Source organism: Rhodoferax sp. EU05-FHT12H12 (genome assembly GCF_058791215.1).
In genome coordinates this window covers 245,033-270,233 of sequence record NZ_JBYTDI010000004.1, presented here as the reverse complement: position 1 = coordinate 270,233, position 25,201 = coordinate 245,033, and the positions used below count along the sequence as shown (strand labels likewise).

The window sequence follows — 25,201 nt, the reverse complement described above, 5'->3', positions numbered from 1 at the left end:
CGCGGGTCGCTGCCCCCCAAAGGGGGCTAATTTTGCTTGGGGCGGCCCTGCGCAAAATTGACCTTCGCCCGCGACAGGTGGGGGGCTCGTTGCCCCACCCTACAATGCGCCCATGGCGGTTTACACAGAGGTCTCCTTCGACGAGGCCAGCACTTTCCTCACATCCCTCAAGCTCGGCAACCTTCAATCCCTGGAAGGCTGCGCGGGGGGTATTGAAAACACCAACTACTTCGTCACCACCGACCAGGCGCCCTATGTGCTGACCCTGTTCGAGCGGCTGAGCGCAGAGCAATTGCCGTTTTACCTGCGGCTCATGAAGCACCTGGCCTTCCACGGCATTCCGGTGCCCGACCCGGCCGCCAACCGCGATGGCGACGTGCTGCACAGCCTGAACGGCAAGCCCGCCGCCGTGGTGAACCGCCTGCGGGGCAAGAGCGAGCTGGCCCCCGGCGTGGAACACTGCCGCCAGGTCGGCGCCATGCTGGCACGCATGCACCTGGCCGGGCGCGACTTCAGCATGCAACAGCCCAATCTGCGCGGCCTGTCCTGGTGGAACGAGACCGTGCCCGTGGTGCTGCCACATCTGGAAGCCGCCCAGGCCCAGCTGCTGCAGGCCGAGCTGGCCTACCAGAACCACATTGCCGAGGGCAGCGCCTACACCGGCCTGCCGCGCGGCGCCATCCATGCCGACCTGTTCCGCGACAACGTGATGTTTGACAGCAGCAGTGGCGCCCCGGTGCTGAGCGGCTTTTTTGACTTCTACTTTGCCGGCACCGACGCCTGGCTCTTCGACTTGGCCGTGTGCCTGAACGACTGGTGTATCGACCTGCCCACCGGCGTGGCCGACCTGGAGCGTTCTGCCGCATTTGTGCAGGCCTACACCCACGTGCGTCCGCTGAGCGCGCAGGAGCGTGAGCTGCTGCCCGCCCTGCTGCGCGCCGGTGCCCTGCGTTTCTGGATTTCCCGCCTCTGGGATTGGTATTTGCCGCGAGAAGCTTCCATGCTCAAACCCCACGACCCCACCCACTTCGAGCGCGTACTGCGCCAGCGCGTGGCCCAGCCCCTGACCCTGGCGCAGTTGGAACAGCACATGGCGGTGGCCGCATGAAGCTGCGCATCGTGCCGGCCCGACAGGGCGCGGTGTGGGTGAAGATGGGCATGCGCACCTTCTTCAAACAGCCGCTGGCCCTCTCGGGCCTGTTCTTCCTGTTCATGGCGGCCATGTCGGTGCTCAGCATGGTGCCGGTGCTGGGCAGCATCGTGGCCCTGGCCCTGCTGCCTGCGGCCACCCTGGGCCTGATGGCGGCCACCCAAGAGACCACCAAGGGCAAGTTCCCCATGCCTGCCGTGCTGGTCAGCGCTTTCCGCGCCGGGCAGCAACAGCTGCGCGGCATGCTGGTGCTGGGCGGGCTGTATGCGCTGGGCTTTTTGCTGGTCATGGGCCTGTCGGCGCTGGTGGACGGCGGGCAGTTTGCACGCCTGTACCTGGTGGGTGGCGAACTCAGTACCGAGCTGCTGATGCAAAGTGACTTTGAGTGGGCCGCCCTGGCTGCCATGGCGCTGTACCTGCCTTTGTCGCTGCTGTTCTGGCATGCCCCTGCGCTGGTGCACTGGCACAGCATTTCTCCCGTCAAGAGCCTGTTCTTCAGCTTTGTGGCCTGCATGCGCAACTTCTGGGCCTTCGCAGTATTCGGCCTGACCTGGCTGGCAGCCTTTTTGGGCATGGGCCTGGCGGTGGCCATTGTTTCTGCGCTGCTGGGGAGTCCACAACTGGTCGGCGCCCTGCTGTTTCCCATGGGCATGGCCATGGCGGCCATGTTCTTCACTTCGCTCTATTTCACGTTTGACGACACCTTTGAAGTCAGCCCAGGAGACCCGCATGACCCAGCACACCCTTGACGGCCGCAGTGACAGCGAAGTGCTGTGGTTCCAGCGCCGCGGCTTTTTGCAGGCCGCCGCTGCGTGGACCAGCATGGGCGGCTTTGCTGCCGCGCACGCCCAGTCGCGCAGCAATGTGGTGGAACTGGTGGGTGACGCTACGGTGAATGGTCGGCGCCTGTTGTCCCAGCAAGGTGTGCAAAGCGGCGATGAAATCGTCACCGGCCCGGGCTCCCGCCTGGTGTTTGTGATTGGCAACTCGGCCTTCCATGTGCGGCAAAACTCCCGCATGACGGTAGAGCGTGGTGCCAGCCTCAACGCCGTGAGCCTGCTGCGCCTGGTGACCGGTGCCGTGGTCAGCGTCTGGGGCAAAGGCAGCAACCGCCAGATCGTCACCCCCACCATGACCGCCGGTATCCGCGGCACCGGCGTCTACACCGAGATTTTTGAGAACCAAGGCGGACGCAGCTACTTCTGCAACTGCTACGGCACGGTAGACATGTCCTCGGGCAACGACAGGACCGTGAGCCGCTCCAACTACCACCAGGCTTTCTGGGGTGAAGTACAGCCCAAAGACGGCCGCAGCCTGACCCCAGCCAAAGCCCTGAACCACACCGACGAAGAGCTGGAGTTTTTGGCCCAGCTGGTGGACCAGCGTACCGCCTGGCAGGTACTGGGCCGCAAAGGGGTGAAGGACGGCAAGGGCTACATGGACGAAAAGCCCGACCAGCCCCACCCGGCCGAGAGTCTGACCCGCTAAAGCGCCCTGTGGCCCCACAGGGTTTGGCCTTGCGAGCGGCGGCCTTGCAAGATACCGAAGCAGCACCCCGCCAGCGCGCCCCACTGTCACACAGCTGAAACATCACCGACGCATGCTACGCAGGCTTGTTTAACTTGAGGCCTCTTGCATGACCGACACCACCCGCTCCTCCAGCGACTTCTTCAACAACGAAGACTCCAACACCACCGCCAATCCGCATATCGACCACATCATGACCGCCCGCCTGAACCGCCGCGGTCTGCTGCTGGGCGGCATGGGTGCAGCAGCCACCTCGCTTTTCGGCGCTGGTGCGCTGACCGGCTGCGCCACGGCATCGACCGGTGCAGGCACTGCGGCTGGCATGACAGCCCCCCTGTCCTCCTTGGGTTTTGCTGCGGTGGGCAAGAGCCTGGCCGACAAAGTGGTGGTGCCTGCGGGCTACAACGTGCAAGTCATCTATGCATTGGGTGACCCACTCAAGGCCAGCACTGCCGCCTTCAAGAACGATGGCACCGACACCGACTGGGACAACCGCGCCGGTGACCACCACGACGGCATGGAGTACTTTGGCCTGGACGCCAACGGCAAACCTTCTGCCAACGGCACCACACGCGCTGTGTTGGCCGTGAACCACGAAGCCACCACCGACCAGAAACTCAGCTCTTTCTTCATCCACAGCAACGGCGGCACCAGCACCCTGCCCCGCCCGGCCTCCGAAGTGGACAAGGAACTCGCCATCCACGGCCTGTCCGTGGTGGAAGTGGCGGCAAACAATGGCCAGTGGACCTACAAGCCGGCCTCCAACTACAACCGCCGTGTGACCACCATGACCGAGGTGCTGATCGCTGGCCCGGCCAAGGGTAGCGAGCACCTGGTGACCCAATTCAGCCCCGACGCCACCCGCGCCCGCGGCACCCTCAACAACTGCGGCACCGGCAAAACGCCCTGGGGCACCTTTGTGTCGGGCGAAGAAAACTGGTTTGGTTACTTCCACCGCGATGCCAAGGACGACGAACGCCGCGGCAAGAAGGACAAGCAGGTTGCGGGACTGGTGCGTTATGGCCGCCCTGCGGGTGCCGCCAGCCGCCACGGCTGGGAGAGTGCAGGCAGCGCAGACAAGTACGTGCGCTGGAACAACGGCGCCCTGGGTGCCAACGCCAAAGCCGACTACCGCAACGAGATGAACACCTTTGGCTTCGTGGTGGAAATGGACGCCTACGACGGCAGCCAGCCCGTGCGCAAGCGCACCGGCCTGGGCCGCTTTGCCCACGAGAGCGTGAGCTTTGCCAAGGCCGTGGCCGGCCAGCCTATCGTGGCCTACATGGGTGACGACTCCCGCGGCGAATACATGTACAAGTTTGTCTCTGCCGCCAAGTGGGATGCCGTTGACGCCAACGCCAGCAACCGCATGGCCGTGGGTGACAAGTACCTGGACAAGGGCACGCTGTATGTCGCCAGCTTCAGGGACGACGGCACCGGCAACTGGATCGAGTTGTCCATGAACAACCCCGTGGTGGTGGCCAACCCTGACTTCGAATTCAAGTCCGATGCCGACGTGGCCATCTTCACGCGCCTGGCCGCTGATGGCGTGAGCGCGACCAAGATGGACCGTCCTGAGTGGGGTGGCATCAACCCCCGCACCGGCGATTTCTACATGACGCTGACCAACAACAGCAACCGCACCGTGGACGGCGACATGGGCGCCGATGCGGCCAACCCGCGTGTCTACAGCGACATGAAGGGCAGCAAGGAAAGCAAGGGCAACGTCAACGGCCACATCATCCGTGTGGCGCAGGCCAACCCGGCTGATACCGCGTTCAAGTGGGACATCTACCTGTTTGCCTCGGAAGCCGATGCCGACAAGTCCAAGGTGAACCTGTCCAACCTGACCGACGAGAACGACATGTCCGCGCCCGACGGCTTGGCCTTCAGCCAGGCCACCGGCCTGTGCTGGATCCAGACCGACGACAGCGCCTACACCGACAAGACCAACTGCATGTTGCTGGCCGGCGTTCCCGGCAAGGTGGGTGACGGCGGCAAGAAAACCCTGGCCTACAAGCGCCCCGATGGCAGCGAAAAGCGTGTGGACACCTACATGGGCAAGTCGCAGTCGCCAGACATTCTCAAGCGCTTCCTGGTAGGCCCGGTGGACTGCGAAATCACCGGCCTGTGCGAAACGCCAGATGGCAAAGCGATGTTCATCAACATCCAGCACCCCGGCGAGAACACGCCCATGGCCGAGATTGGCAACCCTGCCAAGTACACCAGCCAGTGGCCTGCCAACGCCGGCTACGGTGCCGGCCAGCGCCCCCGCTCGGCCACCATCGTCATCACCAAGAAAGATGGCGGCGTGATCGGTAGCTAAGCTGTTTGCCCCGCCTTGCGGGGTGGCAACATCAGCGGGCTGCAGCAGTGCAGCCCGCTATTTTTTTGATAGCTGCTCGCGCAGACGCTGCGCGGGCTAGAGGCCGATTTGTCTCTTATCAGAGTGCGTAGTCGCGCTCCACCTTTGCAATGCGGGTCTTGAATGCCGCGTACCACTTGGCGTGGCCCAGCTGCTGCGCCACCTGGTGCTCGGCGTTGGCCTTCCAGGCGCGGATGGATTCGAGGTCTTTCCAGTACGACACCGTAATGCCCAGCCCATCACGCGCGGACTCCACGCCCAGAAAGCCCGGCTGCTGCGCGGCCAGTGCCACCATCTTGTCGGCCATGTCGCCATACCCCTCGTCCACCGCGGTGCGCAGGCTGGTGAAGATGACCGCGTAGTAAGGCGCGGGTGGGGTGTTGGCAATGTCCAGGCTCATGGGAGTCTCCAGAAAGTCAGGGTACGGGCGTGAGTTTGGCCACGCTCAGGGCCAGCCACTTGGTGCCGTGGCGGGGGAAGTTGATCTGCGCGCGCGCATCGTCGCCCGCGCCCTCCAGGGTGAGCACCGTGCCCTCGCCGAACTTGGCGTGGAACACCTTCTGCCCCTTGCGCAGGCCAGTGGGTTCCTCTTTGCGCACCACCTCTTTCTGAGGCGCAGAATAAGTGCCAAATGTGCCTCCAGCGCCCGTGGAATATGCGCGAGCAGCTCCTGAATTCGTAGCATAGCCACCGCCACCCCAGCTGTTGCCGGAGCCGCCATAGCCCCCACTGCCAAATCCCCCCCCCGTCGGCATGGCTTGCTGTTTGGGCGTGAGGTACTTGAGGCATTCCTCGGGCAACTCGTCAAAGAAACGGCTCTTGAGGTTGAAGCGCGTCTGGCCGTGCAGCATACGAGTCTGTGAGTGCGAGAGGTACAGGCGTTTGCGCGCACGCGTGATGGCCACATAGGCCAGGCGCCGTTCTTCCTCCAGGCCATCATGGTCGCTCATAGAGTTCTCGTGGGGGAACAGGCCTTCCTCCATGCCGGTGATGAACACACAGTCGAATTCCAGTCCCTTGGAGCTGTGCACCGTCATCAGTTGGATCGCGTCCTGCCCGGCAGCGGCCATGTTGTCGCCCGCTTCCAGTGCCGCGTGGGTCAGGAAGGCTTGCAGCGGCGAGAGGGTTTCGCCGGTGTCGCCGAACTCGTCAGGCACGCTGTCCAGCGCCGCACCGCTCAAGCCCTGGCTAGCCGGGCTTTGGGTCACGGCATGGGGCGCACTCACCAACTGCACCATGCCCGGTGCCTCACGGCCAAAGCCTTCCTGCATCACAAAACTCTCGGCAGCGTTGACCAGTTCGTCCAAGTTCTCCACGCGGTCTTCGCCTTCGCGCTCGTTGCGGTAGTGCTCCAGCAGGCCGCTGTTGTCCAGCATCAGCTTGATGATGTCCTTGAGGTTCAGGCCCGCAGTCTGCTCGCGCAGCACGTCCAGCTTGGCGACAAAACCCGCAATCACCGCACCGGGGCGGCCGCTCAGGGTGCTGACGGCATCGTGCAGCGAGCAGCCCGTGGCCTTGGCCTCGTCCTGCAATAGCTCCAGGCTGCGTGCGCCAATGCCACGTGCTGGGAAGTTCACCACGCGCAAAAAGCTGGTGTCGTCGTTGGGGTTCTCCAGGAGGCGCAGATAGGCCAGCGCATGTTTGATTTCGGCACGCTCAAAGAAGCGCAAGCCCCCGTACACGCGGTACGGAATGCCCGCGTTGAACAAGCCGGTTTCAATCACCCGGCTCTGCGCATTGCTGCGGTAGAGCACGGCAATCTCTTTGCGCTCCACGTCGTCGCGGATGAGTTGCTTCATCTCGTCCACCATCCATTGGGCCTCGGCAAAGTCGGTGGGGGCCTCGTACACCCGCACCGACTCGCCAGCGCCCTGCTCGGTGCGCAGGTTTTTGCCCAGGCGGCGGCTGTTGTGGCTGATGAGCGCGTTGGCGCTGTCCAGGATATTGCTGTAGCTGCGGTAGTTCTGCTCCAGTTTGATCTGCTGGCGCACCTGGAACTCACGCACAAAGTCGGTCATGTTGCCCACGCGCGCGCCGCGGAAGGCGTAGATGCTCTGGTCGTCATCGCCCACGGCCAGTACCGCGCCACCGCCCTGGTCATTGCCGCCCTGCCCTACACCGGCGATCATCTTGATCCAGGCGTATTGCAGCTTGTTGGTGTCCTGGAACTCGTCGATCAGGATGTGGCGAAAGCGCCGCTGGTAGTGCTCGCGGATCGGTGCGTTGTCGCGCAGCAGCTCGTAGGAGCGCAGCATCAGCTCACCAAAGTCCACCACACCTTCGCGCTGGCACTGGTCTTCGTAGAGCTGGTAGACCTCGATCTTCTTGCGCGTATCGGGGTCACTGGCCACCACATCCTTGGGGCGCAGCCCCTCTTCCTTGCAGTTGCCGATGAACCAGCCCAGCTGTTTGGGCGGAAAGCGCTCGGTGTCGATGCTGTACTGCTTGCACAGGCGCTTGATGGCGGACAGCTGGTCCTGCGTATCGAGAATCTGGAAGGCTTGGGGCAGCCCCGCATTCTTGTAGTGCGCCCGCAGAAAGCGGTTGCACAGGCCGTGGAAGGTGCCAATCCACATGCCGCGCACATTCACCGGCAGCATGGCTGAGAGGCGTGTCATCATTTCCTTGGCCGCCTTGTTGGTAAAGGTGACGGCCAGAATGCCGCCGGGCGAGACGTAGCCGTTCTGCAGCAACCAGGCAATGCGCGTGGTCAGCACCCGGGTCTTGCCCGACCCAGCCCCCGCCAGAATGAGCGCGTGCTCGGCCGGCAGCGTCACGGCAGCCAGTTGCTCGGGGTTGAGGTTGTGTAGCAGGGGGGAGGTGTTGCCAGGGGCGGCGAGGGAATGCATGCCCCGATTGTAGAAAGGCACAGCGCACCGCCTGTTTGGGCTCCATACAAAAAACCATATACCGCCCGCCCCCCAATCCGCCTAGAATCGCGCACCGGGCCCAAGCAATTGGGACCCGGTTTTTTTATGGCCGGGTCCGTTCCAAGCGCCCATCGTTTTGAACCTGAAACTTTGGATAGGAGCTTGGGCCATGGAAATTTTTGACTACGACAACATCCTCTTGCTGCCCCGCAAATGCCGGGTGGAGAGCCGTTCCGAATGTGATGCCAGCGTCGAGCTCGGCAATCGCAAATTCCGCCTTCCCGCAGTACCCGCCAACATGAAGACCGTGGTGGACGAGTCCATCTGCGAATGGCTGGCGCAAAACGGCTACTTCTACGTGATGCACCGCTTTGACCTGGACAACATTGCGTTCATCCAGGCCATGCACGCCAAGGACCTGTTTGCCTCCATCTCGCTGGGCGTGAAAAAACCGGACTACGCCACGGTGGACCAGTTGGTGCAATTGGGCATCACCCCCGAGTACATCACCATCGACATCGCCCACGGCCACTCCGACAGCGTGCGCGACATGATCGTCTACCTCAAGAAACACCTGCCCGGCAGCTTCGTCATCGCGGGCAATGTGGCCACACCCGAGGCCGTGATCGATCTGGAAAACTGGGGCGCCGACGCGACCAAGGTGGGCGTGGGCCCGGGCAAGGTCTGCATCACCAAGCTCAAGACCGGGTTTGGCACCGGCGGTTGGCAACTGAGTGCCGTGAAATGGTGCGCCCGCGTGGCGACCAAACCCATCATTGCCGACGGCGGCATCCGCAGCCACGGCGACATTGCCAAGAGCATCCGCTTTGGCGCCAGCATGGTGATGATTGGTTCGCTGTTCGCGGGCCATGAAGAGTCGCCCGGCAAGACCGTGGAAGTGGACGGCGCCCTGTACAAGGAGTACTACGGCTCCGCCAGCGACTTCAACAAGGGCGAGTACAAACACGTGGAAGGCAAACGCATCCTGGAACCCGTCAAGGGCAAGCTGGCCGACACCTTGATCGAGATGGAGCAGGACGTGCAAAGCTCCATCAGCTATGCCGGCGGCAAAAAGCTGATGGATATCCGCAAGGTGAACTACGTGACCTTGGGCGGTGACAACGCAGGCGAGCACCTGCTGATGTAGGCGACACGGACACGGGCTGTCAGGGATTCGACAGCCTTTGATCCCCCTCTGACACCCGCCTTGCGGCGGCTGGCGCTATTCTTGTAGCGAGGAGCACAAGAGTCACCATGAAAATAGCATTACTCGGCATCGGCCTCATGGGCTTGCCCATGGGTCGCCGCCTGTGTGAGGCCGGGCATTCGGTTCACGTCTGGAACCGCACCCGGAGCAAGGCCGAGGCGCTGGCACCGCTGGGAGCCACCATTCACACGACCCCTGCCCAGGCGGTTCACGGCGCCGAGTTGGTCATCCTCATGCTGGACCACGGTGGTGTAGTGAGCCACGTGTTGTTTGAGCTGGGTGCGGCGGCCGGCATTGCGCCCGGCACGCTGTTGGTGGACATGTCGTCCATCAAACCCATCGAAGCCAAGGACCATGCAGCCCGCCTGAGCGAGTTGGGTGTGGACTACCTGGATGCGCCCGTGTCCGGCGGCACCGTTGGTGCCGAACAGGGCACGCTGGCCATCATGGTGGGCGGCAAGGCCAGCAACTTTGAACGCGCGGTGCCGGTGCTCAAGGTGTTTGGTCGCCCGACCCATGTAGGCCCCATTGGCTCTGGGCAACTGACCAAGCTCGCCAACCAGATGATTGTGGGCGCCACCATTGGCGTGGTGGCGGAAGCCCTGCTGCTGTGCGAGCGTGGCGGTGCCGACATGGGCAAGGTGAAGGAAGCCATCTCTGGTGGCTTTGCCGACAGCCGCATCCTGCAGGTGCACGGCCAGCGCATGGTGGACCGTGACTTTGCGCCGCGCGCGCGCATGACCGTACAAATCAAAGACTTGCGTAATGCCCTGGCTACGGCCAATGAAGTGGGATTTGACGCACCGATTACCGCCTTGTTCGAGCAACTCTACGCCCAGGGCATCGACCACGGCCTGGCCGACCTGGACCATGCAGGCCTGTTTGTGGAGCTGGCCAGCCGCAATGGCATGGCCTGACACACCACACCACGTTCAGACGAAAAAAAGGCCTCTTGCGAGGCCTTTTTGACTGGGCGAACCAGGACAGATTAGTCGGTGTTGCGAGCGGGACGCTTCTTGGCGTCACGGGGCACAAACACCTTGCCGCCGTTGCCGGGCTTGGCAAAGCCGGTAGGCTTGCCGAAGGCAGGCTTGCGGGCCGCAAAGTCGCCGCGCGGTGCGCCGAAGTCACCGCGAGGGGCGCCGAAATCGCCACGGGGGGCATGGAAGTCACCGCGAGGCTGGAAGTCGCCACGGGGAGGACGTGCATCACCGCGGGGAGCGCCTTGGCCAGCAAAGCGGTCGTTGAAACCGCCCTTGCGTTCGTAGCTGAAGCCTTCTTTGGCTGCGCCACCGAAATCACGGGCACTGTCGCCAAAACCACGGCCACCGCCTTCAGGGCGTCCACCGAAACCACGGTTGCCACCACCAAAGCCGCCGCCATTGCCGCGGTTGCCACCAAAGCCACCTTCACGGGGGCCGTTGCTGAACTTGCGGTCACGGTCGCCGCCGAAGCCGCCGCCGTTGCCACGGCCAGCAAAGCTTGGGCGTGATTCTGGTGCACGCTGCTGGGGCTCCAGACCAGGAATGGTCTCGGCCTTGATCGGCTGGCGGCTGTAGGCTTCGATGTCGAAAATCTTGCGGCGATCGCGCATTTCGGCAAAGGTGATGGCCAAACCATCGCGACCGGCACGACCGGTACGACCGATACGGTGGGTGTAGTCCTCGGCCTTCATCGGCAGGCCAAAGTTGAACACGTGGGTGATGGTGGGCACGTCAATACCGCGGGCTGCCACGTCCGTTGCCACCAGGAATTGCACCTGGCCTTGGCGCAGCGCCATCAGGCGGCGGTTGCGCAGGCCCTGGCTCAGGGCACCGTGCAGGGCCACGGCGTCAAAGCCGTCTTGCTGCAGGTCGTTGGCCAGGCCGTCGCACTCGATTTGGGTGCTGGCAAAAATGATGGCCTGGTTGATGCTGGTGTCACGCAACCAGTGGTCCAGCAGCTTGCGCTTGTGCTGGGCGTTGTCGGCCCAATGCAGCACTTGCTTGATGTTCGCGTGTTTTTCCTGCGGGCTGTCGATGGTCACGCGCTGGGGTTCGCGCATCACGCGGGCAGCGAGCTGCTGAATGCGGGGGGCGAAGGTCGCGCTGAACATCATGGTCTGCTTGCGGCCAATGGTCAGCTGGTTGATTTCAGCCAGGTCATCGGAGAAGCCCAGATCCAGCATGCGGTCGGCTTCGTCCACCACCAAGAACTGGACTTGATCCAGCTTGATTTGCATGGAGCGTTGCAGGTCCAGCAGACGGCCAGGTGTGGCCACCACCAAGTTGGCGTTTTGCAGCTTGGCAATTTGCAACTGGTAAGGCATGCCGCCCACGATGTTGGCCACGCGCAGACCACGGCAGTGTTGCACGAGGTCGATCGCATCGTGTGCCACTTGCTGGGCCAGTTCGCGGGTGGGGCAAACGATCAGGGCGCCAGGGGTAGGTGCTTTGAAGTTGCGGACATTGGTGGGGTCCTTGCGCTTGGGGCGCTTGGGCGCGGGTTCACCCTTGGCCAGGGCTTCAGCGGTCAGGCGATCAAACTCGGCGCGCTCATCGGCTTCGGCTTGGGCCAGTTGGGTCAGCAGGGTGTGCAGCACGGGCAGCAAGAAGGCGGCCGTCTTGCCAGAGCCGGTCTGGCTGGACACCATCAGGTCGATGTACTTGGCAGCCTGGTCTTTGGTCGCGCCGGAGCCCATGGCCAAAGGAATGGCCTTGCTTTGCACAACGGTGGGTTGGGTATAGCCCAGGTCTTTACAGGCTTGCACCAGTTCAGGGGCCAAGCCCAATTCGACGAAGCCGTTGGGGGCCTCGACGGTTTCCACTGCGTCAGCAGCGTCCAGCTCGGCGGTTTCGCCAGTGGATTCCACGGTATTGGCGGGAACGGAAAGGTTTTCGGCAGGCGCGAATTCGCCTGTCACTTCAAAAGCGTCAGTCATATTTTTTCTCACACGCGAGCGCCGCAAGTTGTGCGACTGCTCCGTCAATGGTTAAAAAACATCAACCATCAAACGGAACCTGCTCTGCCCCGCCGTGGGGGTCTCAGTGCTGGGGGCGTATATCGCTTGGAAAAGCGAGCCCGGTGAATGAAGGGAGATGTACAAGATTCGCTGGCCGCCAACTGCGTTACCAGCGAAGCCTGCGATTATGGCATGGATTCGGGTTTCTACCTAATCCAATTTTAAAAAGTGGGTCCGGTAGTGCGCCAGTTCGTCCACCGACTCGTGCACATCGGCCAGCGCCGTGTGCTTTTGTTGCTTCTTGAAGGACTCGGCCACACCGGGCTTCCAGCGTTTGGCCAGCTCCTTGAGTGTGCTCACGTCCAGGTTGCGGTAGTGGAAGAACGCCTCCAGCTTGGGCATGTACTTCACGAGGAAGCGGCGGTCTTGGCCAATGCTGTTGCCACACATGGGCGAGCCGTTGGCGGGCACGTACTGCCCCAGAAAAGCGATCAGCGCCGCTTCGGCCTCGGCTTCGGTGGTGGTAGAGGCCTTGACCTTGTCGATCAGGCCGCTCTTGCCATGGGTACCCTTGTTCCAGGCGTCCATTTTGTCCAGTTGGGCATCGGTCTGGTGGATCACAAACACAGGGCCCTCCACGCGGTTTCCAAGGTGGGGATCGGTCACTATGACGGCGATCTCAATGATGCGGTCGACCTCAGGATCGAGGCCGGTCATTTCGCAGTCCAGCCAGACCAGGTTTTTGTCGGATTTTGCCAATACAGGGCTTGTGGGGGTGTTGGATTCAGCCATGCCGGCATTGTCGCCGATGGCCTAAACTCTCGCGCCATGACAGATGCTTCCCCCGTGCCCAACTATTCCGTGCTGATGACAGCCCTCTTTGCCCTGGCTTTGATGGCCAGCGTCATCCTCAAATTCTGGCTGGCCACACGCCAGGTGCGCCACGTGGCCCTGCACCGCGACACGGTGCCCGCCGCCTTCCAGGATCAGATCAGCCTGGAGGCCCACCACAAAGCCGCCGACTACACCATCGCCCAAGGGCGCCTGGGCTTGCTGGAACTGGCGTTTGGTACGGCCGTGGTGTTGGGGTGGACGCTGCTGGGCGGTCTGTCGTGGCTGAACCAGACGTTGTTGGAATGGATGGCCCCGGGCGTGCTGCAGCAGGTAGCGCTGCTGGCCGCGTTCATGGTGATCGGCTCGGTGCTGGACCTGCCCTTCACGCTGTACCGCACCTTTGTGCTGGAGCAGCGCTTTGGCTTCAACAAGACCACGCCCAAACTTTGGCTGCAAGACTTGCTCAAGTCCAGCTTGGTGGGCGCCATCATCGGCCTGCCGATTGCCGCCCTCGTGGTGTGGATGATGGGTGCCACGGGCGCTTACTGGTGGGTCTGGACCTGGGGCGTGTGGATGGGTTTCAATCTGCTCATGCTGCTGGTCTACCCCACCTGGATTGCGCCGCTGTTCAACCAGTTCAAGCCGCTGGATGACGCGGCGCTCAAAGACCGCGTGAGCGCCCTCATGGCACGCTGCGGCTTCACCTCCAAAGGCTTTTATGTGATGGACGGCAGCAAGCGCAGCGCACATGCCAATGCCTACTTCACCGGCTTTGGTGCCTCCAAGCGCGTGGTGTTCTACGACACCCTGCTGGCGCAGCTAAGTCCGGCCGAGGTAGACGCGGTACTGGCGCATGAGCTGGGGCACTTCAAGCACAAACACATCGTCAAGCGCATGGTGTCGCTGTTTGGCCTGAGCCTGCTGGGTTTTGCGCTGCTGGGCTGGGTCAGCCAGCAGGTCTGGTTCTACACGGGCCTGGGCGTCGTGCCCAGCATGACCGGCGCCAACGATGCGCTGGCCCTGCTGCTGTTCATGATGGTGCTGCCACTCTTGGGCAGCTTTGTCGGCCCGGTGTTTGCGCAGCTGTCGCGCAAGCACGAGTTCGAGGCCGATGCCTATGCGGTGGCCCACACCAGCGGTGCCGACCTGTCCTCCGCGCTGCTCAAGCTCTACAAGGACAATGCATCCACGCTCACACCCGATCCGGTGTACGTGAAGTTTTACTACTCGCACCCGCCCGCTTCCGAGCGCCTGGGCCGCATGCTGACCCCTGCAGGAACCTGACATGACCCAAGATTTGGAACAAAAAATGCCACCAACCCCAGTGCGCACTGCGCTGACAGCTACACAAATCATAGCAAACCTGGCCAAAGTGGAAGGCTGGAAACTGCATGGCGATGGCGCTGACGTGGCCATCGAAAAGACCTACCGCTTCGACAACTTTCTCAAGACGATGGCGTTTGTCAATGCGCTGGCTTTTATTGCCGAGCAGCAAGACCACCACCCCGAACTGCTGGTGACTTACGGCAGTTGCAGCGTGCGTTTCAACACGCATGACGTGCATGGCGTGTCACGCTCCGACTTTGAATGCGCCGCGCTGGTTGACGCGCTGCTGCCAACCTAAGGCCCGCTTTGGCTGCGCCCCAACTGGAACCCGGAATCGTCGTGGCAGGCCACGGCCGCCACGTGTGGGTGGAAACCCCCGATGGCCGCCGCCTGATCTGCCACCCACGTGGCAAGAAAAGCCAGACCGTGGTCGGTGACCAGGTGCTCTGGCAGGCCACGCAAGACGAGGGCACGATTGAGAAAGTGTTGCCGCGTCGCAACCTGTTTTACCGACAGGACGAGATCCGCACCAAGTCTTTTGCTGCCAATCTGGACCAGGTGCTCATCCTGATTGCGGCCGAACCCGAGTTTTCCGAGAGCCAACTGTGCCGCGCGCTGATTGCCGCCGAGGCCGAGAAGATCCGCCCCATCATCGCCCTCAACAAAAGTGATTTGGCCGAGCCCTTTGGCCGCGCCTGGGAGCGCATGGGTGTGTACCGCGACATGGGCTACCAAGTGGTCCCTCTCGCGCTCAAGCCCAAAGCAGAAGACATCAGTGCCACCGAACTCGATGCACTGATGCCCTTGATGCAAGGCAAGACGACCCTGGTGCTGGGACCATCCGGCTCGGGCAAAAGCACGCTGATCAACCGGCTGATTCCCAATGCGCAGGTGCTGACCAACGAGATTTCCACCGCGCTGAATTCCGGCAAGCACACCACCACCAGTACCAATCTGTACTGGGTGGATACGGCCCGAACCACGGCCGTAATCGACTCACCGGGGTTTCAGGAGTTTGGCCTCAACCACATTGAGCCCATGCACCTGGCCAGCCTGATGCCCGACATCAAGGCACATGCGCAGGCCTGCAAGTTCTACAACTGCAGCCACTTGCACGAGCCGGGCTGCGGCGTGATTTCCAAGGTCAAAGAAGGCGCTGTAGCGCATGGAATCAGCGCGAACCGCTACAAAATTTATAACGATCTGTTCGCCGAACTCTCACAGACCCGTTACTGAGTACAACGGTTTAACCGATCAGGCGTGCCACCGAGAGCAACGCCAGAAACACCATCCACATCACCACGGTGCGCCACACAAGCCCCACCACGGCACGCAAATGGGCCGGCTCTGGCACCTGGCCACTGGCGACCGGGTCGTTCTCCCCAAGGCGCACATTCACCGCACCGGCGGTGGCGGCCAACACCACGCCGTCGTTGTCCAGCGGGTGCACGGCCTCATGACGGCGCCAGCTATCCACGGCCTCTTCAAAACTGCCGACAAAGGCAAAACTCAGCGCGGTCACACGCGCGGGCAGCCAGTCGATCACAGCCCATGCACGCTGCGCCTGGCTACGCACCGCATCGCTCAGCGGAGCAGCTTCGGGCCGCGGCGTACGCTTGGCAAACACCGCCACATACTCGCTCACCCGGTAAAACACGGCACCAGCCGGCCCCAAGCCCACAGCGGTGAGCAGGGAATACCAGGCGAACACCCCAAAAACATGCCGGTGGGCACTGAGCACCGAGTGCTCAATCACATGGCGCACCATCTCGCTACGTGGCAAGGCACTGGTGTCAATACGCATCCACTGCGCCAGGGCTTCGCGCGCCGCAGTCTCATCCCCGGCAAGCAAGGCGTCACGCACCAGCGTGAAATGGTGGCTGAACTGGCGAAACCCCAGCGTGGCATACAGGATGACCACGTTCCACACCACAGCCACCGCCCAGCCCAACTGCAACACCAACAGCCAATGCACAGCCAGCACCGCCAGCGAAGGGCCCAACACTGCCAACGACCAGGCCAGCCAGCCGTGCTGGGGCCGGCCCGCATCAAAATTGCGCATGACCCAGCGCACCCAGTTGCGCACCACGTTGTGCACCGGATTGATCTGCGGCAGCGGCTTGGCCTGCTCCAACAGCAGGGCTAACAGAATGGCAATGAAACTCATGCGGCAATCATAATCAGTGCGCCTGCAGAAAACGGTACAGATTGCGCAGCATGCCAGCGGTCGCGCCCCAAATAAAGTGCTCCATCTGCCCGTCGTGGTAGGGCATGGACAGCCACTCACGCTCATGCCCTTCCCACTGCACTCGGTGGCGGCGGTGGTTGGTGGGGTCCATGAGGAACGGCAGCGGCACTTCGAAGATCCGGGCCACTTCATTCGGGTTGGCCTCTACCACCATGGCCTCGCTCACGAGCGCCACCACGGGCGTCACCACAAACGCACTGCCTGTGGTGTACGTCGGCATTGTGCCCAGCACCTCCACATGCCCGGGTTCCAAGCCAATTTCTTCCTTTGCCTCCCGCAGCGCCGTGGCCACGGCATCTGTATCCTCGGGATCTGCCTTGCCACCCGGAAAAGCCACCTGCCCGGAGTGACTGGACAAATGGCTGGTCCGATGCGTCAGCAGGACGGTCAAGGTCTTGCGCATCACCAGCGGCACGAGCACGGAGGCCGCAGTCGGCGCTCGGCTGGAGAACGCCGGCTCGGCTCGCAGCTCCGGGGTCCACGCAGTGGGTGCCGCAAAGCGGCGGCGCAAGGCGGCGGCCTGCAACGCCTCCAAAGGCACGGCAGGAAGGTGTCCATCACACCCAGCAACGGGAACCGTACGCGGGTCAAACAAGGGCGGATTGCTCACTCCATGCCACTCCAAAACAGGACATCAGGCTGGACCATGAAAAAAGCCGCCACAGGCAGATGCTGGGGCGGCTTTTGACGAAAACAGGGCGTTGAATTACGCGGCTGTCTTCTTCGCTGGCAGTTTTTCCTTGATACGTGCCGACTTGCCGCTGCGGTCACGCAGGTAGTACAGCTTGGCACGACGCACGTCACCACGGCGCTTGACTTCGATGCTGGCGATCAAAGGGCTGTAGGTCTGGAATGTACGTTCCACACCTTCTCCGCTGGAGATTTTGCGCACGATGAAGCCGCTGTTCAGGCCGCGATTGCGCTTGGCAATCACCACACCTTCGTAAGCCTGCACGCGCTTGCGAGTACCTTCAACAACGTTAACGCTCACGATAACGGTGTCACCGGGTGCGAATTCGGGAATGGTTTTACCCAAGCGAGCAATTTCTTCTTGCTCAAGAGTTTGGATCAGGTTCATGATTTCCTTCGTGATCTTGCAAGCGCCGGCACCGGAATTGGTGCCAACCAGCATCTTCCCAAAGAAGTGTGGCCTGGCCGAGCAGAGGATCGGTTAGCCCGCCATTATAGCAAGCTCAAACCTTGCCAGCCAAGAATCGCTCATCACCTTTGTCCAGCAGCCCCTGCTGGCGCGCAGCATCCAGCAAATCGGGGCGGTGCTGCGCCGTCAGCGCCAAGCGCTGCTCGCGCCGCCAGCACTCGATTTGCGCATGGTGACCCGACATCAGCACCGCAGGCACGGGCAGGTCGGCCCAGGTTTCGGGCCGGGTGTAGTGCGGGCAGTCCAACAAACCATCCAGCGCAGGATTGAAGCTGTCCTGGTGATGGCTATCGGCATCCATCAGCACACCGGGCTGCAGGCGCGCAATCGCATCCAGCATGGCCATGGCGGCCAACTCCCCCCCTGACAATACAAAATCGCCCAGACTGATTTGCCCATCGACATAGCGGTCGATGAAACGCTGGTCGATGCCTTCGTAGCGGCCACACACCAGAATGGCGCCCTCACTGGTAGACCACCGCTCCACAGCCGCGTGGTTCAGGGTTTGACCAATGGGAGAGAACAACAGCACCGGCGCTTGGTCATTGCGGCTGGCGCGTATGGCCAGCACCGCTTGCTCCAGCGGCTCGGCCATCATGACCATGCCGGGTCCACCGCCGAACGGGCGATCGTCTACGCGGCGGTAATTGCCGGTGGCAAAGTCTCGGGGATTGGTGAGCTGCACCTGCACCTGCCCGCTTTCGTAGGCGCGGCGCGTGATACCGACCTTGAGAAAGGGCGCAAACAGCTCGGGAAACAGCGTGATGACGTCAAAGCGCATACGCACGCCGATCAGTAGTCAGCGAGCCAGTCCACGCGTATGTTTTTGGCGGCAAGATCCACCGAGTCTACATACGCAGAAACAAAGGGGATCATGCGCTCCTGCGCCTTGCCATCCTGCACATACTCCAGCACCAGGACCGTTTGGGGTCCGGTGGACAGCAGCTCGCGCACGGTACCGAGCGCCTCATCCTGGCGGTTGATGACAGTCAGGCCAATGAGATCGACCCAGTAGTACTCGTCGGCGGCGGCAGCAGGAAAACTGGCACGGGAAATAAAAATGCGCGCACCACGCAAGGCTTCAGCCGTGTTTCGGTCCAATACGCCTTCGGCGCAAGCCACGACGGAGTCAGAGTGCGCCTTGACTTCCTTGACGGACAGCACGCAAGTACCGACAAAGGTTTTGACACCTTTTTCAGTAGGCAAGAGAAACCAGCGTTTGGAAGAGAACAGCGCGTCAGGATCCGCACTGTAGGGAAGAACTTTGAACCAGCCCTTGATACCCCATGCATCCGCAATGCGGCCGACTTCTACGGCGTCAGCTGGCAGATTAGCAACGTCAAGACCTGGCAACATGGTATGCAAGAAACGCTGGAACTCGCGGACTGGCCACGCGTTCCAGCTTCACCATCAAGCGGCTTTTTTAGCAGCTTGGTTGATCAGGCGTTCCACGGTAGGAGACGCTTGGGCGCCAACGCCTTGCCAGTAAGTCAGGCGATCCTGCGCAATGCGGATGCTCTCTTCGTTGGCGGTAGCGATGGGGTTGTAGAACCCGATACGCTCGATGAAACGGCCATCACGACGGGCGCGCTTGTCGGCAACAACAATATTGAAAAACGGGCGAGCTTTTGCACCGCCACGGGCGAGTCGAATGACGACCATGATTTATCCTTTGGGTGACTGACATGAATCAGCCATTTAATTCAAAGTTGAGACACGCAACTGACCACCCGGCCAGTGACACTCTGAATAGCTCTCCATTATAACGTTTTCCATTTTCATGACAAAAATTCGCCCCAGCACCGATGCCGACGTCGGCACCATCACTGCCATTTATGCCCACCACGTGCTCCACGGCACCGGGACTTTCGAGGTCACGCCCCCCACGGAAGCCGATATGGCAGGCCGGCGCGCAGACGTGCTGTCCAAAGGACTCCCCTACCTGGTGCTGGAAGATGACACAGGCGTCATTGGCTTTGCCTATTGCAATTGGTTCAAGCCCCGCCCGGCCTACCGTTTCTCGGCCGAAGACTCGATTTACCTGGCTCCGGCCGCGGCAGGCCGTGGCCTGGGGCGCCTGCTGCTGCAGGAGCTGATGGCACAAGCGGAGCGCGCTGGCGTGCGCAAACTGATTGCCGTCATTGGCGACTCCGCCAACCAGGGCTCCGTCGGCGTGCACCGCAGTTGCGGCTTCCAGCAGGTTGGCGTATTGACATCGTGCGGATGGAAATTTGAGCGCTGGCTGGATGTGGTGTTGATGGAGCGCTTCATTGGCACGGGCAACAGCACCCCCGCAGCGGATGTCAGCGCATGAAAAACAAAACCATTGCAGTTTGGCTGACCTTGCTGCTGGGCTCTTTGGGCCTACACCGTCGCTATCTGCTGGGGCGATTTGATGCACTGGCCCTTCTGCTCCCGATTCCTACCCTGCTGGGGTGTTATGGAGTATTGCGGGCCCGCACCCTCGGTGTTGATGACCAATGGAGTTGGGTGCTGATGCCCCTGCTGGGTTTCACACTGGCGGGCTGCGCGCTGGCCGCGATCGTTTACGGATTGATGTCTGCCCAGCAGTGGAACAGGAGGTTCAACCCGCAGGCCGCCGAAGATGCCGCAGAAGGCAGCAGCACCTGGCTCACCGTTATTGGCTTGGGTGTCGCCTTGATGCTGGGCACCACGGTGCTGATGGCCAGCCTGGCGTTCAGCATTCAGCGTTACTTTGAGTACCAGATGGAACAGGCCAGCAGCCTGTCCCAAACCAGCACCCTTAAAAAATCTGCAGACTGACCCAATAGGCAATCGCTGCCACAAAAGCCGCTGCAGGAATCGTCAGTACCCAGGCCCACACAATATTGCCTGCCACGCCCCAGCGCACTGCGCTGGCGCGCTGGGTGGAACCCACGCCCACAATCGCCCCCGTGATGGTATGCGTCGTCGACACGGGGATGCCCAAGGCCGTCGCCAAAAACAAGGTCATGGCACCACCGGTTTCCGCACAGAATCCGCCCACGGGCTTGAGCTTGGTGATTCTCTGGCCCATGGTCTTCACAATGCGCCAACCGCCAAACATGGTGCCCGCACCAATGGCCATGTAGCAGGACACGATGGTCCAAGTCGGGGGAGAACTGTCAGATGCGGCCACATACCCCGTGGCAATCAGCATCATCCAGATGATGCCAATCGTTTTTTGTGCATCGTTACCACCGTGACCCAGGCTGTAGGCCCCGGCGGACAGCAGTTGCAAGCGGCGGAACCATTTGTCCACGCGGGATGGCCGCGAACGCCGAAACACCCACGCCACGATCACCATCATCACCGAGCCCAGGGTAAAGCCCAGCAAGGGAGAGACGAATATGAAGGCCACCGTCTTGATGATGCCCGAAGACACCAGAGCGCTGGCACCCGCCTTGGCAATCACGGCGCCCACAATACCGCCGATCAGCGCATGTGAGGAGCTGCTGGGGATTCCGTAGTACCACGTGATCACATTCCAGGTAATTGCCCCCACCAGGGCACCAAACACCACATGGGTGTCCACCACGCCCGGCTGAACAATGCCTTTGCCCACCGTGGCCGCCACACTGAGGTGGAAGATAAAGATGGCAACGAAGTTGAAGAAGGCGGCAAACAACACGGCTTGCCCCGGCTTGAGTACGCCCGTGGAGACGACCGTTGCAATAGAGTTGGCTGCGTCGTGAAATCCGTTCATGAAGTCAAACAGCAGTGCCAGCGCCACCAGCAATACTATGACCCACAGGGCTGCCTGTACGTTTTCCATAGTGATTCCTGCCGCGAAATCAGGAGTTTTCGAGGATGATGCCCTCGATCACATTGGCTACATCTTCACACTTGTCGGTAATGGTTTCCAACAATTCGTAGATCGCCTTGAGCTTGATCACCTCGCGCACATCGGACTCCTCGCGAAAGAGCTTGCTCATGGCAGTCCGCATCACACGGTCTGCATCGGACTCCAGCCGGTCGATTTCCTCGCAAGTCTTCAGGGCCGCTTCGGCCGTATTCTGGTCGGCAATATGGCCCAACAACTTGACGGCATCGCGCAAGCGCTCACAGCACTTGACGCTCAAATCGGTCAGACGGGTGATTTCTTCCGTCATGTGGCGCACGTCATACAGCGCCATGGTTTCCGCAGAATCCTGGATCAAATCGGCCACATCGTCCATGGTATTGATCAGGGAGTGGATCTGCTCACGGTCGATGGGGGTGATGAAGGTGATATGGATCGCCTTGTTGCACTCGTGGGTCACGCGGTCAGCGGCACGTTCGGCATCGTCCACCTCCTGGTTGTACTTGGCACGCAAGTCCAGGTCGTTGTAGTTGGCGACCAACTTGGAGAAGGCCTGCGCCGCTTCGACGATGCGGTCTGCATGCTGGTTGAACATCTCAAAAAAATTGCCTTCACGGGGCAACAACTTTCCAAACAGCATGGCTGGCTCCTAACGAATGAATATGTCGGTTTTGTGACTAAAACTGGGCTGCGCGGAGTGTAACCGCCCGTAACCCGACGGTATCGGACGCGTTCAAGGGGTCCGAAAAATAAAATACACAGCGCCTACCATGCACAAACCCGCCCAGACAAAATCCATTTTGAAGGGTTGTTTCAGGTAGACCATGGCGAACGGCAAGAACACCAGCAAGGTGATGACCTCCTGCATGATTTTGAGCTGCGCCACCGAAAAACCGGCCTGCTGAAAGCCTATCCGATTGGCGGGCACCTGCAGCAAATACTCAAACAGGGCAATGCCCCAACTCACCAGCGCTGCGGTGTACCAGGGCACCGTCGCCAAACTTTTCAGATGGCCGTACCAGGCGAAGGTCATGAACACATTGCTGGCAATCAGCAACACGATGGTTTGCCAGGACAGAGGAATGGAGGACAGAAAACTCATGGCCGCCATTATCCTGCGCCATGCAAAAAGCCCCGCAGCTTGCACTGCGGGGCTTTTTCGCGGTAAACCGTCGCGCTTACGCGTTCACGGTCGCTGCGGACTCGGTGTAGTCCTCAATCTTGTCGAAGTTGAGGTACTGGTACACCTTGTCGCTGGCCGCGGTCAGCACACCCATGTCGGCCAGGTACTCGGCCTTGGTGGGGATACGGCCCAGCTTGGAACAGATCGCCGCCAACTCAGCCGAGCCCAGGTACACATTGCTGTTCTTGCCCAAGCGGTTGGGGAAGTTGCGGGTGGAGGTGGAGAACACGGTGGCGCCCTCTTTCACCTGCGCCTGGTTGCCCATGCACAAGCTGCAGCCTGGCATTTCCATGCGTGCACCAGCACCACCCAGCACGCCGTAGTGGCCTTCGTCACTCAGTTGCTTGGCGTCCATCTTCGTGGGCGGAGCGATCCACAGCTTGACCGGGATATCGCGCTTGCCTTCCATGAGCTTGGAGGCGGCACGGAAGTGGCCGATGTTGGTCATGCAGGAACCGATGAACACTTCGTCGATCTTGGCGCCAGCCACGTCGGCCAATGTTTTCACATCGTCCGGGTCGTTGGGGCAGGCCACGATAGGCTCATGGATGTCGGCCAAGTCAATTTCGATGACGGCAGCGTACTCGGCATCGGCGTCGCCCTTGAGCAACTCGGGGTTCTTCAGCCAGGCTTCCTGTGCGGCAATGCGGCGGGCCAGCGTGCGGGCATCCGAATAGCCATTGGCAATCATCCACTTCATCATGGTGATGTTGCTGTTGACGTACTCGATGATGGGTTCCTTGTTCAGGTGCACGGTGCAACCGGCGGCAGAGCGCTCGGCAGACGCATCGGACAGCTCGAATGCCTGCTCCACCTTCAGGTCTGGTAGACCTTCAATTTCCAAAATGCGGCCCGAGAAGATGTTCTTCTTGCCCTTCTTCTCGACGGTGAGCAAACCGGCCTTGATCGCGTACAACGGGATCGCGTTGACCAGGTCACGCAAAGTCACGCCGTTTTGCATCGTGCCCTTGAAGCGCACCAGCACGGACTCAGGCATATCCAAAGGCATCACACCGGTAGCCGCAGCAAATGCCACCAGACCGGAGCCAGCGGGGAAGCTGATGCCGATGGGGAAACGGGTGTGGCTGTCGCCACCGGTGCCCACGGTGTCAGGCAACAACAAACGGTTCAACCAGCTGTGGATCACGCCATCACCAGGGCGCAGCGAGATGCCACCGCGGGTGCTGATGAAGTCGGGCAGCTCGTGGTGCATCTTCACGTCCACGGGCTTGGGGTAAGCGGCGGTGTGGCAGAAGGATTGCATCACCAGATCGGCGCTAAAGCCCAGGCAAGCCAGGTCTTTCAGCTCGTCGCGGGTCATGGGGCCGGTGGTGTCTTGCGAACCAACCGAGGTCATCTTGGGTTCGCAGTAGGTACCGGGGCGCACGCCCTGGCCTTCGGGCAGACCGCAGGCACGGCCAACCATCTTCTGCGCCAGGCTGAAACCCTTCTTGGTGTCTACCGGGTTCTGCGGCAGGCGGAACAGTGTCGAGGGAGCCAGGCCCAGGGCTTCACGGGCTTTGGCGGTCAGGCCACGGCCGATGATCAGGGGAATGCGGCCGCCGGCGCGCACTTCGTCAAACAGCACATCGCTCTTGACCTGGAAGGATGCGATTTCCTTGCCGTCCTTGAACGCCTTGCCGTCGTAGGGACGCAGTTCGACCACATCGCCCATGTTCATGGCGTTGACATCCAGCTCGATGGGCAAAGCGCCAGCATCTTCCATGGTGTTGTAGAAGATGGGGGCAATTTTGGTGCCCAGGCAGACTCCGCCGAAACGCTTGTTGGGCACGTAGGGAATGTCTTCACCGGTGAACCACAACACGGAGTTGGTGGCGGACTTGCGGGAGGAGCCGGTACCGACCACGTCACCCACATAGGCCACCAGGTTGCCACGTGCGCGCAGGTCTTCGATGAACTTGACCGGGCCGCGCTTGCCATCTTCCTCGGGGGTGATGCCGTCGCGCTTGTTCTTCAGCATGGCCAAAGCGTGCAGCGGGATGTCGGGGCGGCTCCAGGCGTCGGGCGCGGGCGACAGGTCGTCGGTGTTGGTCTCGCCGGTCACCTTCAGGATGGTGACGGTGATGGACTGGGGCACTTCGGGGCGGCTGGTGAACCACTCGGCATCAGCCCAGCTTTGCAGCACGGCTTTGGCGAAGGTGTTGCCTTTGTCGGCCTTTTCCTTGACGTCATGGAACTGGTCAAACATCAACAGGGTTTTCTTCAGGCCTTCGGCGGCCTCGGCAGCCACTGCGGCGTCGTCCAGCAGGTCGACCATGGGGCTGATGTTGTAGCCACCCAGCATGGTGCCCAGCAGCTCGGTGGCGCGGGCGCGGCTGATCAGTGCACACTTCTCGGTGCCGTGGGCTACAGCAGCCAGGTAACTGGCCTTGACCTTGGCGGCATCGTCCACACCGGCGGGCACGCGGTGGGTAATCAGGTCCACCAGAGTCGCCTCTTCGCCCGCGGGCGGGTTCTTCAGCAGCTCAATCAACTCGCCAGTCTGCTTGGCAGACAGGGGCAGTGGGGGGATGCCCAGCGCGGCGCGTTCGGCCACATGGTCAAGGTAGGCTTTTAACATCATCTTCT

The 25,201-nt window shown here is 61.5% G+C and carries 25 protein-coding genes; 11 read left to right on the top strand and 14 right to left on the bottom strand.

Features of this window, described 5'->3' with window-relative positions:
• Nucleotides 1–112 precede the first annotated feature (112 nt).
• From AC3WS7_RS13525 to AC3WS7_RS13510, 4 genes are all read left to right on the top strand, one after another.
• A complete protein-coding gene (locus tag AC3WS7_RS13525) occupies nucleotides 113–1,108 on the top strand; it encodes a homoserine kinase (protein ID WP_492656715.1) in 996 nt (331 codons plus the stop codon).
• Nucleotides 1,105–1,899 carry a BPSS1780 family membrane protein gene (locus AC3WS7_RS13520; protein WP_296470352.1) on the top strand — a complete coding sequence of 265 codons (795 nt, stop codon included), beginning with the start codon at nucleotides 1,105–1,107 and terminating at the stop codon, nucleotides 1,897–1,899. The genes AC3WS7_RS13525 and AC3WS7_RS13520 overlap by 4 nt, the downstream gene beginning before the upstream one ends.
• Nucleotides 1,880–2,638, top strand: a complete 759-nt coding sequence (locus tag AC3WS7_RS13515; protein ID WP_492656714.1) for a FecR domain-containing protein — start codon at nucleotides 1,880–1,882, stop codon at nucleotides 2,636–2,638. Before AC3WS7_RS13520 ends, AC3WS7_RS13515 begins: the two co-directional genes overlap by 20 nt.
• 148 nt (nucleotides 2,639–2,786) lie before the next feature.
• Entirely contained in the window at nucleotides 2,787–5,003 is a 2,217-nt protein-coding gene (locus tag AC3WS7_RS13510) for a PhoX family protein (RefSeq protein WP_492656713.1), read from the top strand.
• Nucleotides 5,004–5,121: 118 nt separating this feature from the next.
• Here the strand turns inward: AC3WS7_RS13510 and AC3WS7_RS13505 are convergent, their stop codons facing one another.
• A complete protein-coding gene (locus AC3WS7_RS13505) occupies nucleotides 5,122–5,442 on the bottom strand; it encodes an antibiotic biosynthesis monooxygenase family protein (RefSeq protein ID WP_296470361.1) in 321 nt (106 codons plus the stop codon).
• Nucleotides 5,443–5,458: 16 nt separating this feature from the next.
• Nucleotides 5,459–7,891: a UvrD-helicase domain-containing protein gene (locus AC3WS7_RS13500; RefSeq protein ID WP_492656712.1), complete on the bottom strand. Its 2,433-nt coding sequence runs from the start codon at nucleotides 7,889–7,891 to the stop codon at nucleotides 5,459–5,461.
• Nucleotides 7,892–8,081: 190 nt separating this feature from the next.
• On the opposite strand from AC3WS7_RS13500, the gene AC3WS7_RS13495 reads away from it, so the two are divergent.
• Both AC3WS7_RS13495 and AC3WS7_RS13490 read left to right on the top strand, forming a co-directional pair.
• Nucleotides 8,082–9,059 carry a GMP reductase gene (locus tag AC3WS7_RS13495; RefSeq protein ID WP_492656711.1) on the top strand — a complete coding sequence of 326 codons (978 nt, stop codon included), beginning with the start codon at nucleotides 8,082–8,084 and terminating at the stop codon, nucleotides 9,057–9,059.
• 107 nt (nucleotides 9,060–9,166) lie between these two features.
• Nucleotides 9,167–10,036 carry an NAD(P)-dependent oxidoreductase gene (locus AC3WS7_RS13490; protein WP_296470370.1) on the top strand — a complete coding sequence of 290 codons (870 nt, stop codon included), beginning with the start codon at nucleotides 9,167–9,169 and terminating at the stop codon, nucleotides 10,034–10,036.
• Between the two features lie 71 nt (nucleotides 10,037–10,107).
• Here the strand turns inward: AC3WS7_RS13490 and AC3WS7_RS13485 are convergent, their stop codons facing one another.
• Nucleotides 10,108–12,039: a DEAD/DEAH box helicase gene (locus tag AC3WS7_RS13485; protein WP_492656710.1), complete on the bottom strand. Its 1,932-nt coding sequence runs from the start codon at nucleotides 12,037–12,039 to the stop codon at nucleotides 10,108–10,110.
• Between the two features lie 231 nt (nucleotides 12,040–12,270).
• Complete coding sequence (gene orn, locus AC3WS7_RS13480) at nucleotides 12,271–12,852, bottom strand: oligoribonuclease (RefSeq protein WP_296470376.1); 582 nt, start codon at nucleotides 12,850–12,852, stop codon at nucleotides 12,271–12,273.
• Nucleotides 12,853–12,888: 36 nt separating this feature from the next.
• Here orn and AC3WS7_RS13475 point away from each other — a divergent pair, with 36 nt between their 5' ends.
• Genes AC3WS7_RS13475 through rsgA form a run of 3 tightly spaced genes read left to right on the top strand, consistent with a single transcriptional unit; the run spans nucleotide 12,889 to nucleotide 15,456 of the window.
• Nucleotides 12,889–14,178, top strand: coding sequence for a M48 family metallopeptidase (locus tag AC3WS7_RS13475; RefSeq protein ID WP_296470379.1), 1,290 nt, complete (start codon nucleotides 12,889–12,891; stop codon nucleotides 14,176–14,178).
• 1 nt (nucleotide 14,179) lies between these two features.
• On the top strand, nucleotides 14,180–14,518 hold the full coding sequence (locus AC3WS7_RS13470; protein WP_492656709.1) for a 4a-hydroxytetrahydrobiopterin dehydratase: 339 nt from the start codon (nucleotides 14,180–14,182) through the stop codon (nucleotides 14,516–14,518).
• Nucleotides 14,519–14,526: 8 nt separating this feature from the next.
• Nucleotides 14,527–15,456, top strand: a complete 930-nt coding sequence (gene rsgA, locus AC3WS7_RS13465) for a ribosome small subunit-dependent GTPase A (protein ID WP_492656708.1) — start codon at nucleotides 14,527–14,529, stop codon at nucleotides 15,454–15,456.
• Nucleotides 15,457–15,466: 10 nt separating this feature from the next.
• On the opposite strand, the gene AC3WS7_RS13460 is transcribed toward rsgA, so the two are convergent.
• The 6 genes from AC3WS7_RS13460 to rpsP form a co-directional block, all read right to left on the bottom strand.
• The gene (locus tag AC3WS7_RS13460) at nucleotides 15,467–16,387 is read right to left on the bottom strand and encodes a cobalamin biosynthesis protein (protein WP_296470388.1); all 921 of its coding nucleotides are present in this window, start codon (nucleotides 16,385–16,387) and stop codon (nucleotides 15,467–15,469) included.
• 13 nt (nucleotides 16,388–16,400) lie between these two features.
• Complete coding sequence (locus AC3WS7_RS13455; protein WP_492656707.1) at nucleotides 16,401–17,078, bottom strand: CoA pyrophosphatase; 678 nt, start codon at nucleotides 17,076–17,078, stop codon at nucleotides 16,401–16,403.
• 96 nt (nucleotides 17,079–17,174) lie between these two features.
• Nucleotides 17,175–17,546 carry a 50S ribosomal protein L19 gene (gene rplS / locus AC3WS7_RS13450; protein WP_296470393.1) on the bottom strand — a complete coding sequence of 124 codons (372 nt, stop codon included), beginning with the start codon at nucleotides 17,544–17,546 and terminating at the stop codon, nucleotides 17,175–17,177.
• A 115-nt stretch (nucleotides 17,547–17,661) separates the two neighbouring features.
• Nucleotides 17,662–18,408 (bottom strand): tRNA (guanosine(37)-N1)-methyltransferase TrmD, encoded by a 747-nt coding sequence (gene trmD / locus AC3WS7_RS13445; RefSeq protein ID WP_492656706.1) that lies wholly within the window; start codon nucleotides 18,406–18,408, stop codon nucleotides 17,662–17,664.
• A gap of 11 nt (nucleotides 18,409–18,419) precedes the next feature.
• Complete coding sequence (gene rimM, locus AC3WS7_RS13440) at nucleotides 18,420–18,983, bottom strand: ribosome maturation factor RimM (protein WP_492656705.1); 564 nt, start codon at nucleotides 18,981–18,983, stop codon at nucleotides 18,420–18,422.
• A gap of 54 nt (nucleotides 18,984–19,037) precedes the next feature.
• Nucleotides 19,038–19,289 (bottom strand): 30S ribosomal protein S16, encoded by a 252-nt coding sequence (gene rpsP / locus AC3WS7_RS13435; RefSeq protein WP_094479784.1) that lies wholly within the window; start codon nucleotides 19,287–19,289, stop codon nucleotides 19,038–19,040.
• Nucleotides 19,290–19,407: 118 nt separating this feature from the next.
• On the opposite strand from rpsP, the gene AC3WS7_RS13430 reads away from it, so the two are divergent.
• Nucleotides 19,408–19,941, top strand: coding sequence for a GNAT family N-acetyltransferase (locus AC3WS7_RS13430; protein ID WP_296470404.1), 534 nt, complete (start codon nucleotides 19,408–19,410; stop codon nucleotides 19,939–19,941).
• Nucleotides 19,938–20,411 (top strand): hypothetical protein, encoded by a 474-nt coding sequence (locus tag AC3WS7_RS13425; protein ID WP_492656704.1) that lies wholly within the window; start codon nucleotides 19,938–19,940, stop codon nucleotides 20,409–20,411. Before AC3WS7_RS13430 ends, AC3WS7_RS13425 begins: the two co-directional genes overlap by 4 nt.
• On the opposite strand, the gene AC3WS7_RS13420 is transcribed toward AC3WS7_RS13425, so the two are convergent.
• The 4 genes from AC3WS7_RS13420 to acnB all read right to left on the bottom strand — a co-directional run bounded on the left by AC3WS7_RS13420 (nucleotide 20,392) and on the right by acnB (nucleotide 25,193).
• Nucleotides 20,392–21,402, bottom strand: a complete 1,011-nt coding sequence (locus AC3WS7_RS13420; protein ID WP_296470409.1) for an inorganic phosphate transporter — start codon at nucleotides 21,400–21,402, stop codon at nucleotides 20,392–20,394. The two genes, AC3WS7_RS13425 and AC3WS7_RS13420, sit on opposite strands and share 20 nt — an antisense overlap.
• Before the next feature lie 19 nt (nucleotides 21,403–21,421).
• Nucleotides 21,422–22,069, bottom strand: a complete 648-nt coding sequence (locus AC3WS7_RS13415; protein WP_296470413.1) for a DUF47 domain-containing protein — start codon at nucleotides 22,067–22,069, stop codon at nucleotides 21,422–21,424.
• A gap of 93 nt (nucleotides 22,070–22,162) precedes the next feature.
• Entirely contained in the window at nucleotides 22,163–22,531 is a 369-nt protein-coding gene (locus AC3WS7_RS13410) for a DMT family protein (RefSeq protein WP_296470416.1), read from the bottom strand.
• Nucleotides 22,532–22,607: 76 nt separating this feature from the next.
• On the bottom strand, nucleotides 22,608–25,193 hold the full coding sequence (gene acnB, locus AC3WS7_RS13405) for a bifunctional aconitate hydratase 2/2-methylisocitrate dehydratase (RefSeq protein WP_492656703.1): 2,586 nt from the start codon (nucleotides 25,191–25,193) through the stop codon (nucleotides 22,608–22,610).
• Between the last annotated feature and the right edge of the window lie 8 nt (nucleotides 25,194–25,201).